Source organism: Pseudomonas sp. MT92 (assembly GCF_058792515.1).
Genome location: NZ_JBXAFA010000013.1, coordinates 64,157 through 77,661, shown reverse-complemented (window position 1 = coordinate 77,661; position 13,505 = coordinate 64,157). Strand labels below are relative to the sequence as shown.

Genomic DNA, 13,505 nt, shown 5'->3' with positions numbered 1-13,505 from the left:
GTGGCGCGGGATGCTTAATAGTTGAAAGTTTTGACCAGCAGCAGGTCGCCGATCGCACGCAAGGGCACGATGAAGGTCTCGCGTTTTTCGTCGACAGTATTTTCGTTGAGCACCAGATTGATCTGCGAGGTGATCACCTCGTTCTGGTTGCTGGCCTCATCGAAGTTATAGCCGCCACTGCCGAAGTTGCCCCAATAGTTCACGTAAACCAGATAGGTGCCATGCAGCGGCGCCGTCATGGTGAACATTTCCGGGCCAGGACCGTCGACGCCGTCCGGGTCGAGGCCGCCGCCGTTGGTCAGCGCCGAGTGAGCCCAGAACGCGTGCTGGCCATCGGGAGTAATGATGTGCAGGTCGAGCTCGGCCTTCGGGTCGTCCCAACCGAGCACCACCCGAATCCGCGCCGGGGTGCGCAGGTTGTTGGCTTCATAGAATTGAACGCGCTTGAGCGACTGGCCTTCGGCACTGCGTACTTCGACACTGTTGGAGCCCGCGCCGAACGCATAGGGCCGGGCGAAACGCCCCTGATCGTCGGTGTACAGGTTCAACGGATTGCCGTTGACCGCCAATGTGTGGGGACCACGTTGCGTGCCGATGGCCTTGAGCTGGCCCTCGATCATCGTGCGATTGCGCTGCACACCCCGGTCGATGGGAGGCGTGGGATAGGCCACTTGAGGATTTTCCGTACGGTCGAGCAAACCGTTGTAGCGCCAGCCGCCCACGGGTTCCGAGACCTCGGCACTCGGCGCGGCCAGGAGGCCCGACGCACAGAGCCATCCAACAAGCAGCAAAAGAATCGAACGCATGTGATGCCTCCTGCCATGCATGACGAAACCTTGCGCCCGATCCTCGGCGCGTTACAGAGGTTGATACTGCGTTTCGTCTGAAAGACCCGTGACTGTCGGGTCGTATAGGGCGCGAAGGTTAACCGCCGTGGCCGCTTCTAACAATGAGATCGCCGTGAAAATGAGGTGCAAATCACGCGGGTGAGTGGACGGTGAGCCGAATAATGCTTCTATTCGGCTCATTTTGTGAGCCGAATAATCCCCAAGTCTGCGCCATCATCCACTTGTGGCCGGGGAGCTCGCTCTCGCTTGGCCGCGAAGCAGTCGCCAAATGCCCCGCTCATTTGCCCATAAACCCCATGTCTGCTAGTGTCGCGCCGGTTTAACGTCAACCGGAAATCGCCGCCATGGCCCGCAAAAAAGCTGCACTGGATTTCGAACAATCCCTCGCTGACCTGCAAACGCTGGTCGAGCGTCTGGAGAATGGTGAATTGTCGCTGGAAGACTCGCTGACCGCTTTCGAGCAGGGCATCGGTCTGACCCGCGATTGCCAGGCGGCGCTGGCCCAGGCCGAGCAAAAGGTGCAGGTGCTGCTCGAGCGTGATGGCGAGTTGGCCGAGGAACCCTTCGACGCGGATCAACCAGAATGATTGCAGCGTATTCGGCGACCAGCCAGGCCCGGGTCAATGCGGCCCTGGAAACCCTGTTCATCGCGCCCGGTCCTGAGCTGGCGCGTCTCTACGAAGCCATGCGCTACAGCGTGATGAACGGCGGCAAACGTGTGCGCCCGCTGCTGGCCTACGCCGCGTGTGAAGCACTGGGTGGCAAGGCCGAGCAAGCCAACGGCGCGGCCTGCGCGGTGGAGCTGATCCACGCCTACTCGCTGGTGCACGACGATTTGCCGGCCATGGACGACGACGACCTGCGCCGCGGCCAGCCCACCACTCACAAGAAATTCGATGAAGCCTGCGCGATCCTCGCCGGCGACGGCTTGCAGAGCCTGGCTTTCAGCGCCCTGCTCGACCCGCGCCTGAACAGCGCAGACGCGGAAATCCGCCTGCAGATGGTCAGCGCCCTGGCATTGGCGGCAGGCCCGGCGGGCATGGTCGGCGGGCAGGCCATCGACCTGGGTTCGGTCGGCCTCAAGCTCGATCAGAAGGCCCTCGAATACATGCACCGGCACAAGACCGGTGCGCTGATCGAAGTCAGCGTCAAGCTCGGTGCCCTGGCCAGTGGGCACGCGCAGAAGGACGAACTGAAATCCCTGCAGACTTATGCACAGGCCGTTGGTCTGGCATTTCAGGTCCAGGACGACATTCTCGACGTCGAAAGCGATACCGAAACCCTCGGCAAACGCCAGGGCGCAGACATTGCCCGCGACAAGCCGACCTACCCGGCCCTGCTCGGCCTCGACGCCGCCAAGGCCTACGCTCTGGAATTGCGCGATCAGGCCCTGCACGCGATGCGACCGTTTGACGCGGCGGCAGAGCCTCTGCGCGATCTGGCCCGTTACATCGTCGATCGCCGCAACTAAAGGCGTATCCGCCAAAAAGGACCTATGCGTGGGCAGGGTGCGATCCATCAGGTAAACTGCCGCATCTTTTATACCTATAACGATTCGCCTGATGCCCACGACGTTTCATGAGATTCCCCGCAAGCGCCCAACCACGCCCCTGCTCGACCGCGCGAATACGCCGGACGGCCTGCGCCGGTTAGGCGAAGCCGAGCTGGAAACCCTGGCCGATGAGTTGCGCCTGGAATTGCTCTACACGGTCGGTCAGACCGGTGGGCATTTCGGCGCCGGCCTGGGCGTGATCGAGCTGACCATCGCGTTGCATTACGTCTTCGACACCCCGGACGACCGGCTGGTGTGGGACGTGGGTCATCAGGCTTATCCGCACAAGATCCTCACCGGTCGTCGCGAGCGCATGGGCACCCTGCGCCAGAAGGACGGCATCGCCGCCTTCCCGCGCCGCTCCGAGAGCGAATACGACACCTTTGGCGTCGGCCACTCCAGCACCTCGATCAGCGCAGCGCTGGGCATGGCCATTGCCTCCCGCCTGCAAAACAATGATCGCAAGGCCATCGCGGTGATCGGCGACGGCGCCTTGACCGCCGGCATGGCGTTCGAAGCGCTGAACCACGCGCCGGAAGTCAACGCCGACATGCTGGTGATCCTCAACGACAACGACATGTCGATCTCGCGCAACGTCGGTGGCTTGTCCAACTATCTGGCGAAGATCCTTTCCAGCCGCACCTACGCCAGCATGCGCGAAGGCAGCAAGAAAGTGCTGTCGCGCCTGCCCGGGGCCTGGGAAATCGCCCGTCGCACCGAAGAATACGCAAAAGGCATGCTGGTCCCCGGCACCCTGTTCGAAGAGCTGGGCTGGAACTACATCGGCCCGATCGATGGCCACGACCTGCCGACCCTGATCGCCACCCTGCGCAACATGCGCGATCTGAAAGGCCCGCAGTTCCTGCACATCGTCACCAAGAAGGGCAAGGGCTTCGCGCCTGCTGAAGTCGATCCGATCGGCTACCACGCGATCACCAAGCTCGAGCCACTGGACGCCCCTGCCGCTGCGCCGAAAAAAGCCAGCGGGCCGAAGTATTCCGGTGTGTTCGGTGAATGGCTGTGCGACATGGCCGCTGCCGACCCACGCCTGGTGGGCATTACCCCGGCAATGAAGGAAGGCTCCGACCTGGTGGCCTTCAGCGAGCGCTTCCCGTTGCGTTACTTCGACGTGGCGATTGCCGAGCAACACGCCGTGACCCTTGCCGCCGGCATGGCCTGCGAAGGCGCGAAACCGGTGGTGGCGATTTACTCGACCTTCCTGCAGCGCGGCTACGACCAGCTCATTCATGATGTGGCGGTACAAAACCTCGACGTATTGTTCGCCATTGACCGTGCAGGTCTGGTGGGCGAAGACGGCCCGACGCACGCCGGCAGTTTCGACCTGTCGTTCCTGCGCTGCATTCCCGGCATGCTGGTGATGACCCCGAGCGACGAAAACGAGCTGCGCAAAATGCTCACCACCGGCCATCTGTACGAAGGCCCGGCGGCGGTGCGCTACCCGCGTGGCACCGGCCCGAATGCGACCATCGAGAAGAACCTCGAACCGATCGAAATCGGCAAGGGCGTGGTTCGCCGTCAAGGCCGAAATGTCGCCCTGCTGGTGTTTGGCGTGCAACTGGCCGAGGCGCTGAAAGTTGCCGAGACGCTGGACGCCACCGTGGTCGACATGCGTTTCGTCAAACCAATGGACGAAGCACTGGTTCGCGAAATCGCCGCCAGCCATGAGCTGCTGGTGACCGTCGAGGAAAACGCGATCATGGGCGGCGCCGGCGGCGCGGTCAGCGAGTTCCTTGCCCGGGAAAACATCCTCAAGTCGATGTTGCACCTGGGCTTGCCGGACAGCTACGTCGAGCATGCCAAGCCTGCGCAAATGCTGGCCGAGTGTGGATTGGACGAGGCCGGAATCGAAGCCGCGATCCGCGAACGGCTGCAGCTGCTTAACCGCTAAACACACTGTCCCTGTGGGAGCGGGCTTGCCCGCGAAGAGGCCGGCTTATCCAACATCAATGTTGGCTGTACCGACGCCTTCGCGGGCAAACCCGCTCCCACAGTGTTTTGTGGGCTCTCAAAACTGTATTTGCCTCAACGCACCATCGGACTATCAATGAAGTTTGCCCGCGTCGCCCTGCCCCTGTTTCTGCTACCCACCGCCAATACCCTCGCTGACACTTTCGAACGCGATCAAGCCCTGAAACTGCCCGACGTGCTGATCAGCGCCAACCGCCAGGTCGAAGCGCGCAACGACAGCAGCGCCGCCAACACCGTGTTCACCCGCGAAGACATCGACCGCCTGCAACCGAACAGCATCGCCGATTTGCTGCGTCGAGTGCCGGGCGTACAAGTGGCGCAAACCGGTGGTCGCGGCAGCTTGCCGGGGGTGTACATTCGCGGCACTCAATCGGCCCAGAGCCTGGTGCTGGTGGACGGCCAACGGATCGGCAACTCGACCTCCGGTGACAGCAACCTGCAACACATCAACATCGAGCAGGTCGAGCGCGTGGAAGTGCTGCGCGGCTCCCGCTCGGCGATTTACGGCAGCGATGCGATTGGCGGCGTCATCCAGATCTTCACCCGTCGCGGCGGCGAGCAAGGCTTGCAACCACGCCTGCACATGGGCTTTGGCAGCCACCAGACCTGGGAGCGCAGCCTCGGCCTGTCCGGTGGCGATGAACGCACCCGCTTCAACCTTGGCACCAGCCTTGATGAAACCGCCGGGATCAACCGCACCCGCCAGTCGTATCCCAGCGATGGCGATCACGATGAATACCGCAACAAGTCGCTGAGCCTGAGCCTGAGCCACGCCCTCACCGACGACATCGAAGTCGGCGCCAACCTGTTGGATAACCGCGGCAAAAGCGCGTTCGACAACCCGTTCGGGCGCTTTGACCCGGCCACCTTCGAGTCGCTGCAGCAGCAGCCCTACAGCGAATTCGACGTGAGCAGTGTCAGCAGCTACCTCGACGCGCGAGTGAATGACCTCTGGAAAACCCGCCTCGAATTCGGCCACAGCGAAAACCGCGAGAAGACCCTCGACAAACTCAGTGACGAGCGCAGCGTGTTCAACACCTATCGCGACTCGCTGACCTGGCAGAATGACCTGACGCTCAACGAGCACAACAGCCTGATCCTCGGCGGCGACTGGTACGAAGACCGGATCAACAGCAGCACGGACTTCAACGAAGACAGTCGCTGGAACCGCGCGGCGTTCATCCAGCATCGCTATCAGACAGACCGCTTCTCCACCGAGCTGGGCTTGCGTCACGATGACAATCAGCAGTTCGGCGGCCAGAACAGCTGGAGCGGCACCTTCACGCTGCCGCTGAACCCGGACAACGACATCCTGCTGAGCTACAGCGAAGGCTTCCGCGCACCGACCTTCAACGACCTGTATTACCCGGACTTCAGCAACCCGGACCTGAAACCCGAAACGTCAAAGAGCTATGAGCTGCAATGGCGCAGTCAGTTGACGCAGGACAGTCGCCTGGAAGCCTCGCTGTACCGCACGGATTTGGAAGACGCGATCATCTTCGGCAGCAACTCGCGCCCGCAGAACGTGGCTTCGGCACGGATCAACGGCTTTGAAGCGGCGTTGAAACAAGAGCTGTTCGGCTGGCAGAGCAACCTCGGCGTGGCGATCATCGACCCTCGCGATCGCGACACGGGCCATACCCTGGCGCGGCGTGCCCGGCGCACCTTGAGCCTGGACCTGGACCGGCAGTTCGACCGCCTGGGCCTCGGCGCCAGCTGGCAAGCGGTGAGCGGCAGCTATGACGACCTGAACAATCAACAACCCTTGGGCGGCTATGCCTTGTTGGGGTTGCGTAGCAGCTGGGAGCTCAATCGCGAGATCAAGCTGGAGTTGAAGGTCGATAACCTGCTGGACAAGGACTACAGCCGGGTGCTGTACAGCCATGAAGGCAGTCAGTATGGGTATCGTGAGGAAGGTCGAACGTGGATGTTTGGGGTGACGTGGACGCCCCAGATCTGACCTGAAAAAAGCGGTGTTCGGACAGGCCTCAACGGTCAGGTGCGATCAACTGGCAAAGCTTGGCGGTCGCTTCGATCATTTGCCCGCTGGGCCGCTCCAGGCCTTTATCCGCCACCAACAGCAACTGCCCCTTCGCCACCGCTTCCACCTGGGACCAGGTTTTCCACGCATCGAGCTGCGCCTGATCGCCGGCCAGAATCACCTGCGGATTGCGCTGTAACACCGCCTCCACACTGACCTGTGGCGCGGCCAGCGTCTGGTCGCCGAATACATTTCGTGCCCCGCAAACTTCGAGCGCATGACTGATGATCTGCCCGCCACCAATGGTGTACAGCGGCCGATCCCATACCTGATAAAACACCCGCAACGGTTGATCGCGGCGATAACGTTGACGCAACTCCGTCAGGCGCTGCCTTAACCCCGTCGCCAGTGAGACACCGCGCTCCGGCCGCCCCAGTTGCGTGGCAATCGCCTCGATTTGCGCGGCGAGCTGGTCCAGGTCATGGGGTTCGGCGACGTAGGTCGGGATGTTCAGGTTTTTGAGTTGTTCACGCTGGGCCGGACCGACGCTGCCGGGCCAGAGCAGCAGCAAGTCGGGCTGGAGGCTGAGCAGCCGCTCCATATCCAACTGACCGTAGCGGCCAACGGAAGGCAGGTTCTGGATTTCAGCCGGACGCTCACCGGCATCCAGCACCCCCACCAGCAGGTCGGCTGAACCCAGTTCGACAACGATTTCAGAGAGCGATGGCGCGAGACTGACGACCCGTTCGACCGCCGCCACCGAGCCGCTGACGGCCAGCAGCAGAACCGCCAGCCAGGCCGCCTGCATCAGCCGAGTTGACGCGGAATGCGGTAGAGGTAGAACAGCACCGTGGTCGAGAGCGCCAGCAGCACCAGCGGCACGGCTTCGAGACCGACGAACACGGCCAGGGCACCGATCCATGCCGGCAGGCCGGCGACAAGAAATGCCGTACGCCGTTTGGCCGCCAGACTGATCCACGCGGCAGGCTCTTCAGGGGTATCAAGGGCTTTCTGGGTGGCGATCAAGGCGTGCTTGTAAGCACCGAAAAACTTCAGGCTGACAAACATCGAAGCCACACCGGCGATGAACAACGGCATCGCCAGCACCGGCAAGATCGCTTCGCTCTGGCCGAACACGCCGTTGATCACGAACAGCGGCAACAAGGCCAGCGCCAGGTATTGCCACCAGTTGACGGACAGTCGCCGCCGCACCTGACCGCGGGTCACGCCCGGTCTACCTCGCCCTGATGTTCATTGCCCATCATGTGGTCAAGCTTGCTGGCCTTGGTCGCCAGGTAGAGTTTGTTGTGCGGATTGTGACCGGTGTGCAACGGCACGCGCTCGGCGACCACGATGCCCATCTCGGTCAAGGCTTTGACCTTGCGGGGGTTGTTGGTCATCAAACGCAAGGATTTCACGCCCAGGTGCTCCAGCATCGGCAGGCACATGGCGTAGTCGCGCTGGTCGGCGGCAAAACCCAGGCGCTCGTTGGCTTCAACGGTGTCGGCACCGCCATCCTGCAGCTCATAGGCGCGGATCTTGTTCAGCAGGCCAATGCCACGGCCTTCCTGACGCAAGTACAGCAATACGCCACGGCCTTCGCGGGCAATCGCCTGCAACGCGGCTTCGAGTTGCGAGCCGCAGTCGCAACGCTGGCTGAACAAGGCATCGCCCGTCAGGCATTCGGAGTGCAACCGGCCGAGCACCGGGGCACCGTCGGCAATCTCGCCCAGGCTCAGCACAACGTGCTCACGACCGGTGGCTTCATCGAGAAAGCCATGCATGGTGAATTGCGCAAAAGGCGTTGGCAGCTTGCAAGCGGCGACAAAAACGACAGGCACCTGTGTGCTCCTGATCTAAAAGTCTGAAGATTCGCAGGCGGGCATTGTAACAGCAGGTTCCGGATGACGCTTAGGCTGAATTATCGGGGATAACGATCAAAAAGTTTGATATGCCCCCTGACGACACCGCTCCTGTGAGGTGTCAGCCCTTCAGTTTTCATCAAACGGATAAGGCTGTTTCCAGCGTTCGAAGATGGGTTTTAGCTCGCCGCTTTTCACCAGTTGTTCCATGCGCTGGTCAAACAACACCATCAGCGATCGGGCCTGCGGGGTCTTGGCAAAGCACAGATACAGCGGCAGTTCTGCGATGTGGGTACGGCGCAACTGCGATGGATCCTTGGCGCGGCTGACGACGTAATCGACCTCGGTCAACGCGTCTATATAAAAGTCGGCACGGTCGTGGGTCAGCATCGAAACGATACCGGTACGCCGGATGACTTCGGCGTAATGACGCACATTGGGCAAGTAATCCTGGTAGTCGTAGCCACGAACCCACGCCAGCCGATAATTGCCCAGGGTTTCCGGGGTCGGCACCGGGCTGCTGACCAGCCCCAGGGCGTAGATGTGATCGGTATCGAAGTTCCAGCGGGGATAGAGCAGTTCGCTGGATTCGTCGCGATAGGAACCGACACAGGCGTCGACCTCGCCACGCTCGGCCAGGCCTACGGAGCGCAGGTAGGGTTCAGTGCGGATATCGAGCTTGACGCCTGCCGGTTCGAAGACTTGTCGCAGCACGTCCCAGCCCAGCCCATGGCCGTCGGCGGCGGTATAGTCCTCCCAGTCCTCGCTGGCCAGGTGAATGACCGACGGCGGCGCCACGACCTCCTGCGCTTGCGCGAGGGAGCAAAACACGACAAGCACCATTACCACCAACCTGTGTAGAGCCATCCTTAGTTCTCCCACTTGGCGCCTCAAGACCTTTACGGTCAGGTCAGGCGAAAATCCATACCAACCCCTGCATCGCCAGCCACGCAAACACACCCGCCAAAACGTCATCGAGCATGATCCCGACGCCACCGTGCACATGCCGGTCGATCCAGCGAATCGGCCATGGCTTGAGAATATCGAAGAAACGGAACATCAGGAAACCCGCCAGTAACCACTGCCAGCCTTCCGGCACCAGCCACAGGGTGATCCACATCCCGACCATCTCGTCCCAGACGATGCCTTCATGGTCGTGCACCCGCAAGTCGTCCGCGACTTTGCCGCACAGCCAGAAGCCGAACAGCATGGTGATGCCTAGCATCAGCCAGTAACCCCAGTCCGGCAGCATCTGCCACAGCGGAATAAAGGGTAGCGCAACCAATGAACCCCAGGTGCCGGGGGCCTTTGGCAAGGTGCCCGAGCCGAAGCCGAACGCCAGGAAATGCCACGGATTGCGCCAGACCGACGGCGGTACGACTTCCGCCGGGACCTGTTTGGGATGATCTGTCACGGTGACTCCCGAAAATGTTGATAACCCCGGGTTTGCGGGGTGATGTCTTGCCCATCGCTGTCGAGCAGTGTCACGCCCTGCCCCGCCACAATCCGCCCGATCACATGAATCGGCCAACCCTCGGCCAGTAATGGCGATAACTCGACGGACGGCAGCGTGAAAGCCAATACGTAATCATCACCACCGCTGAGGGCCGCGTTCTGCGCGCCCGCCTGCCCGAGGAAAGCGACCAGGGCCCCGGACAGCGGCAAGCGATCGCGCTCGACTTGAACGGCGACCTTCGAGGCCAGCGCAATATGCCCACAGTCAGCGAGCAAGCCGTCGGAGATGTCCAGCGCCGCCGTTGCCTTGCCACGTAATGCCTGGCCCAGCGCCAACTGCGGTTGCGGCGACCAATAGTGCGCCAGCAGCGGATCGGCGATGGCAGGTTCGGCATGACGCTCGCCGAGCACCAGCGGCAAGGCGCCAGCGGCATTGCCCAGTTCACCGCCGACGCACAACAAGTCGCCCGGTTGCGCGCCGCTACGGCTCAGGGCCAGCCCGTTGGGTACGCGCCCGAACACAGTCATGGTCATGCTCAACGGCCCGCGGGTGGTGTCACCGCCCACCAATGCAACGCCGCAGCTTTGCGCCATCCGGTTCAAACCGCGGGCATAGGCCTGCAACCAATCGGCAGTCACCGTTGGCAAGGTCAGGGCAAGGGTAAAGGCAATGGGGGTGGCGCCCATGGCGGCCAGGTCACTGACGGCCACGGCCAGCGAGCGCTGACCGAGCAGAAAGGGATCGCAAGGGTCGGCGAAATGCACACCGGCCACCAGCGTATCGGTAGAAATCGCCAACTGCTCCCCCGGGGGAACAGCCAGCAAGGCGCAATCGTCACCGATCCCGAGGTCAACGCCTTCGCCGCCCTGCGCACAAGGCGCGGCGGCGAAGAAATTGCGGATCAGCTCAAACTCACCCATTGGGTATCCTGTTCAAGCGCAGGTTAGCGCTTGAACGCCTTCACTTCAGCTTCACGCAGACGCGGGGCCAGTTTGTCGAGCACACCGTTGACGAACTTGTGACCGTCGGTGGAACCGAAGACCTTGGCCAGTTCGATACCTTCGTTGATCACAACGCGGTACGGTACGTCGACGCGCTTGAGCAGTTCCCAGGTGGACAGACGCAGAACCGCCAGTTCAACCGGGTCGAGCTCTTCGATGGTCAGGTCCAGGCAAGGCTTGAGTGCGGTGTCGATTTCGGTCTTGAACTGCGGAACCCCATGCAGGATCTCGCGGAAGTACGCGCCGTCGACATCGCTGAAATCGTTATCGACCCGGAACTGCGCTTCGATCTCGTTCAGCGACTGTTTGGCCATGTGCCATTGGTACAGCGCCTGGGTCGCGAGCTGACGGGCTTCGCGACGCTTGACGCTTTTCGATGGCTTGCCGGCATCCGCAGGCTTTGGATCGCGCGGGTTGAAACGATCGCTTTCGTCGCTAATCACTTGGCCTCCAACTGCGCCAGCAGGCTGACCATTTCCAGAGCGGACAGGGCAGCTTCAGCACCTTTGTTACCGGCCTTGGTGCCGGAACGTTCGATGGCTTGCTCGATGGAATCAACGGTCAGGACGCCGAAAGCGACCGGAACGCCGAACTCCATGGACACCTGGGCCAGGCCCTTGGTGCATTCGCCTGCCACGTATTCGAAATGCGGAGTACCGCCACGAATGACCGCGCCCAGGGCGATGATTGCCGCGAACTCACCCTTCTGAGCGACTTTCTGCGCAACCAGCGGGATTTCGAAGGCGCCAGGCGCACGGATGATGGTGATGTCGCTTTCGCTCACGCCATGGCGAACCAGGGCATCAACTGCACCGCTGACCAGGCTTTCAACGACGAAGCTGTTGAAACGGCCCACTACCAGAGCGTAGCGGCCTTTAGGGGCGATGAAGGTACCTTCGATGGTCTTCAGGGTCATTCGTTAGATCTCTTAAAGAGCCGGGACGCGTCTTCTACGCGCCCCTCAGTGATATTTGAACCGCGAATTCAAGGCCGGAAACAACCGGTCATTATTCGGAGGGCACGTATTCTACAACTTCCAGATCGAAACCGGATATCGCATTAAATTTCATCGGTGCGGACATCAGGCGCATTTTGCGCACACCGAGGTCGCGCAGGATCTGCGAACCGGCACCGACAATGCTGTAGGTGGTCGGTTTTTTCACGGCCGCGTGGTCTGCGGTTTCGCGGATGTGCGCCAGCAACACGTCGCCATCCAGCGGGTGGCCGAGCAACAGCACCACGCCGCTGCCGGCCTCGGCAACCGCGGCCATGGCGGCGCGCAGGCTCCAGCGGCCCGGTTGCTTGACCATCAGCAGGTCGCGCAGCGGGTCCATGTTGTGCACGCGGACCAGGGTCGGTTCATCAGCGCAGACATTGCCCAGGGTCAGCGCCATGTGCACGTCGCCTTCCACGGAGTCACGATAGGTCACCAGGTTGAATTGGCCCAGTTCGCTGTCCAGCGGCTGCTCGGCAATCCGCTGAACGGTACGTTCGTGGATCATCCGGTAGTGAATCAGGTCGGCGATGGTGCCGATCTTGATGTTGTGTTCGGCAGCGAAAGCTTCGAGTTCCGCGCGACGGGACATGGTGCCGTCGTCGTTCATCACTTCGCAGATCACGCCGCTCGGCTCGAAACCGGCCATGCGCGCCAGGTCGCAGGCGGCTTCGGTGTGGCCGGCGCGAGCCAGCGTACCGCCGGCCTGGGCCATCAGCGGGAAGATGTGGCCAGGGCTGACGATGTCTTCAGCCTTGGCGTCTTTCGCGGCCGCAGCCTGCACGGTGCGGGCACGGTCGGCGGCGGAGATGCCGGTGGTCACGCCGGTGGCCGCTTCGATCGAAACGGTGAACTTGGTGCCGAAACCGGAACCGTTGCGCGGCGCCATCAGTGGCAGCTTCAGCAGCTCGCAGCGCTCGCGGCTCATCGGCATGCAGATCAGGCCGCGGGCGTGCTTGGCCATGAAGTTGATGTGCTCGGGTTTGCAGCACTCGGCGGCCATGATCAGGTCGCCTTCGTTCTCGCGGTCTTCGTCATCCATGAGGATGACCATCTTGCCTTGGCGGATATCTTCAACCAGTTCTTCGATGCTATTGAGCGCCACAAGGCACCCCCTTGAGTCAGGATTTGAGGTAGCCGTTGGCGGCCAGAAAGCTTTCAGTAATGGTGCTGCCAGCCGTAGGCTCTGCGGCTTTGTCGCCGAGCAACAGGCGCTCCAGGTAACGCGCCAGCAAGTCCACTTCCAGATTCACCCGGCGACCCGGCTGGTACGACGCCATGATGGTTTCGCTCAGGGTGTGCGGAATGATCGTCAGCAGGAACTCAGCGCCATCGACCGCGTTCACGGTCAGGCTGGTGCCGTCGACGGTGATCGAGCCTTTATGGGCAATGTACTTGGCCAGTTCTTTCGGTGCGCGGATTCGGAACTCCACGGCACGGGCATTCTCGGTGCGGGCAACCACTTCACCCACGCCATCGACGTGCCCGCTGACCAGATGCCCGCCAAGGCGAGTCGTCGGAGTCAGGGCTTTTTCCAGATTGACCGGACTGCCGCTTTTCAGGTCGTTCATGGCGGTGCAGTCGAGGGTTTCGCGGCTGACGTCGGCCGCAAAGCCGTTGCCCGGCAATTCAACCGCCGTCAGGCACACGCCGTTGACCGCAATGCTGTCGCCCAGTTTGACGTCGCTCAGGTCGAGCTTGCCGGTTTCTACATGGACCCGCACATCTCCGCCTTTTGGGGTCAATGCGCGAATACTGCCGATGGATTCGATAATGCCGGTGAACATGGGGTTCTCCTCGAGAACAGAGCCAGCGCAATAGC

Annotated in this window: 15 protein-coding genes; 4 read left to right on the top strand and 11 right to left on the bottom strand. The window is 61.8% G+C overall.

Translation table 11 applies throughout. The features are described 5' to 3' along the window. Positions 1 to 14: 14 nt before the first annotated feature. Entirely contained in the window at positions 15 to 806 is a 792-nt protein-coding gene (locus tag AC1Q6D_RS23075) for a YfaP family protein (RefSeq protein WP_047533809.1), read from the bottom strand. Between the two features lie 386 nt (positions 807 to 1,192). On the opposite strand from AC1Q6D_RS23075, the gene AC1Q6D_RS23070 reads away from it, so the two are divergent. From AC1Q6D_RS23070 to AC1Q6D_RS23055, 4 genes are all read left to right on the top strand, one after another. Then, entirely contained in the window at positions 1,193 to 1,435 is a 243-nt protein-coding gene (locus AC1Q6D_RS23070) for an exodeoxyribonuclease VII small subunit (protein ID WP_007894317.1), read from the top strand. After that, the gene (gene ispA, locus AC1Q6D_RS23065; RefSeq protein WP_103403414.1) at positions 1,432 to 2,319 is read left to right on the top strand and encodes a (2E,6E)-farnesyl diphosphate synthase; all 888 of its coding nucleotides are present in this window, start codon (positions 1,432 to 1,434) and stop codon (positions 2,317 to 2,319) included. Before AC1Q6D_RS23070 ends, ispA begins: the two co-directional genes overlap by 4 nt. 91 nt (positions 2,320 to 2,410) lie before the next feature. Then, positions 2,411 to 4,309 carry a 1-deoxy-D-xylulose-5-phosphate synthase gene (dxs, locus tag AC1Q6D_RS23060; RefSeq protein ID WP_103403413.1) on the top strand — a complete coding sequence of 633 codons (1,899 nt, stop codon included), beginning with the start codon at positions 2,411 to 2,413 and terminating at the stop codon, positions 4,307 to 4,309. Between the two features lie 156 nt (positions 4,310 to 4,465). Further along, positions 4,466 to 6,349, top strand: coding sequence for a TonB-dependent receptor domain-containing protein (locus tag AC1Q6D_RS23055; protein ID WP_103403412.1), 1,884 nt, complete (start codon positions 4,466 to 4,468; stop codon positions 6,347 to 6,349). Positions 6,350 to 6,377: 28 nt separating this feature from the next. On the opposite strand, the gene AC1Q6D_RS23050 is transcribed toward AC1Q6D_RS23055, so the two are convergent. The 10 genes from AC1Q6D_RS23050 to AC1Q6D_RS23005 form a co-directional block, all read right to left on the bottom strand. Further along, the gene (locus tag AC1Q6D_RS23050) at positions 6,378 to 7,178 is read right to left on the bottom strand and encodes a cobalamin-binding protein (RefSeq protein WP_103403411.1); all 801 of its coding nucleotides are present in this window, start codon (positions 7,176 to 7,178) and stop codon (positions 6,378 to 6,380) included. Then, positions 7,178 to 7,597, bottom strand: a complete 420-nt coding sequence (locus AC1Q6D_RS23045; RefSeq protein ID WP_103403410.1) for an MFS transporter — start codon at positions 7,595 to 7,597, stop codon at positions 7,178 to 7,180. The genes AC1Q6D_RS23050 and AC1Q6D_RS23045 overlap by 1 nt, the downstream gene beginning before the upstream one ends. Then, the gene (ribA, locus tag AC1Q6D_RS23040) at positions 7,594 to 8,211 is read right to left on the bottom strand and encodes a GTP cyclohydrolase II (RefSeq protein WP_047533858.1); all 618 of its coding nucleotides are present in this window, start codon (positions 8,209 to 8,211) and stop codon (positions 7,594 to 7,596) included. Before ribA ends, AC1Q6D_RS23045 begins: the two co-directional genes overlap by 4 nt. A gap of 150 nt (positions 8,212 to 8,361) precedes the next feature. Further along, the gene (locus AC1Q6D_RS23035; RefSeq protein WP_103403409.1) at positions 8,362 to 9,099 is read right to left on the bottom strand and encodes a substrate-binding periplasmic protein; all 738 of its coding nucleotides are present in this window, start codon (positions 9,097 to 9,099) and stop codon (positions 8,362 to 8,364) included. Between the two features lie 43 nt (positions 9,100 to 9,142). Continuing rightward, positions 9,143 to 9,646 (bottom strand): phosphatidylglycerophosphatase A family protein, encoded by a 504-nt coding sequence (locus tag AC1Q6D_RS23030; RefSeq protein WP_047533863.1) that lies wholly within the window; start codon positions 9,644 to 9,646, stop codon positions 9,143 to 9,145. After that, positions 9,643 to 10,608: a thiamine-phosphate kinase gene (thiL, locus tag AC1Q6D_RS23025; protein WP_103403408.1), complete on the bottom strand. Its 966-nt coding sequence runs from the start codon at positions 10,606 to 10,608 to the stop codon at positions 9,643 to 9,645. The genes AC1Q6D_RS23030 and thiL overlap by 4 nt, the downstream gene beginning before the upstream one ends. Positions 10,609 to 10,631: 23 nt before the next feature. Then, positions 10,632 to 11,132, bottom strand: a complete 501-nt coding sequence (nusB, locus tag AC1Q6D_RS23020) for a transcription antitermination factor NusB (RefSeq protein WP_103403407.1) — start codon at positions 11,130 to 11,132, stop codon at positions 10,632 to 10,634. Further along, positions 11,129 to 11,605, bottom strand: coding sequence for a 6,7-dimethyl-8-ribityllumazine synthase (gene ribH, locus AC1Q6D_RS23015; RefSeq protein WP_003228649.1), 477 nt, complete (start codon positions 11,603 to 11,605; stop codon positions 11,129 to 11,131). Before ribH ends, nusB begins: the two co-directional genes overlap by 4 nt. A 91-nt stretch (positions 11,606 to 11,696) precedes the next feature. Then, entirely contained in the window at positions 11,697 to 12,788 is a 1,092-nt protein-coding gene (gene ribBA / locus AC1Q6D_RS23010) for a bifunctional 3,4-dihydroxy-2-butanone-4-phosphate synthase/GTP cyclohydrolase II (RefSeq protein WP_047533876.1), read from the bottom strand. 16 nt (positions 12,789 to 12,804) lie between these two features. Next, the gene (locus tag AC1Q6D_RS23005) at positions 12,805 to 13,470 is read right to left on the bottom strand and encodes a riboflavin synthase (RefSeq protein ID WP_008059524.1); all 666 of its coding nucleotides are present in this window, start codon (positions 13,468 to 13,470) and stop codon (positions 12,805 to 12,807) included. Positions 13,471 to 13,505 lie beyond the last annotated feature (35 nt).

What these genes read in the sequence shown, in the direction of transcription:
- AC1Q6D_RS23035 (WP_103403409.1), bottom strand. Translation starts at nt 9,099, where the DNA reads ATGGCTCTACACAGGTTGGTGGTAATGGTGCTTGTCGTGTTTTGCTCC.
- AC1Q6D_RS23005 (WP_008059524.1), bottom strand. Translation starts at nt 13,470, where the DNA reads ATGTTCACCGGCATTATCGAATCCATCGGCAGTATTCGCGCATTGACC.
- dxs (WP_103403413.1), top strand. Translation starts at nt 2,411, where the DNA reads ATGCCCACGACGTTTCATGAGATTCCCCGCAAGCGCCCAACCACGCCC.
- ribH (WP_003228649.1), bottom strand. Translation starts at nt 11,605, where the DNA reads ATGACCCTGAAGACCATCGAAGGTACCTTCATCGCCCCTAAAGGCCGC.
- AC1Q6D_RS23055 (WP_103403412.1), top strand. Translation starts at nt 4,466, where the DNA reads ATGAAGTTTGCCCGCGTCGCCCTGCCCCTGTTTCTGCTACCCACCGCC.
- thiL (WP_103403408.1), bottom strand. Translation starts at nt 10,608, where the DNA reads ATGGGTGAGTTTGAGCTGATCCGCAATTTCTTCGCCGCCGCGCCTTGT.
- AC1Q6D_RS23050 (WP_103403411.1), bottom strand. Translation starts at nt 7,178, where the DNA reads ATGCAGGCGGCCTGGCTGGCGGTTCTGCTGCTGGCCGTCAGCGGCTCG.
- ispA (WP_103403414.1), top strand. Translation starts at nt 1,432, where the DNA reads ATGATTGCAGCGTATTCGGCGACCAGCCAGGCCCGGGTCAATGCGGCC.
- AC1Q6D_RS23070 (WP_007894317.1), top strand. Translation starts at nt 1,193, where the DNA reads ATGGCCCGCAAAAAAGCTGCACTGGATTTCGAACAATCCCTCGCTGAC.
- AC1Q6D_RS23075 (WP_047533809.1), bottom strand. Translation starts at nt 806, where the DNA reads ATGCGTTCGATTCTTTTGCTGCTTGTTGGATGGCTCTGTGCGTCGGGC.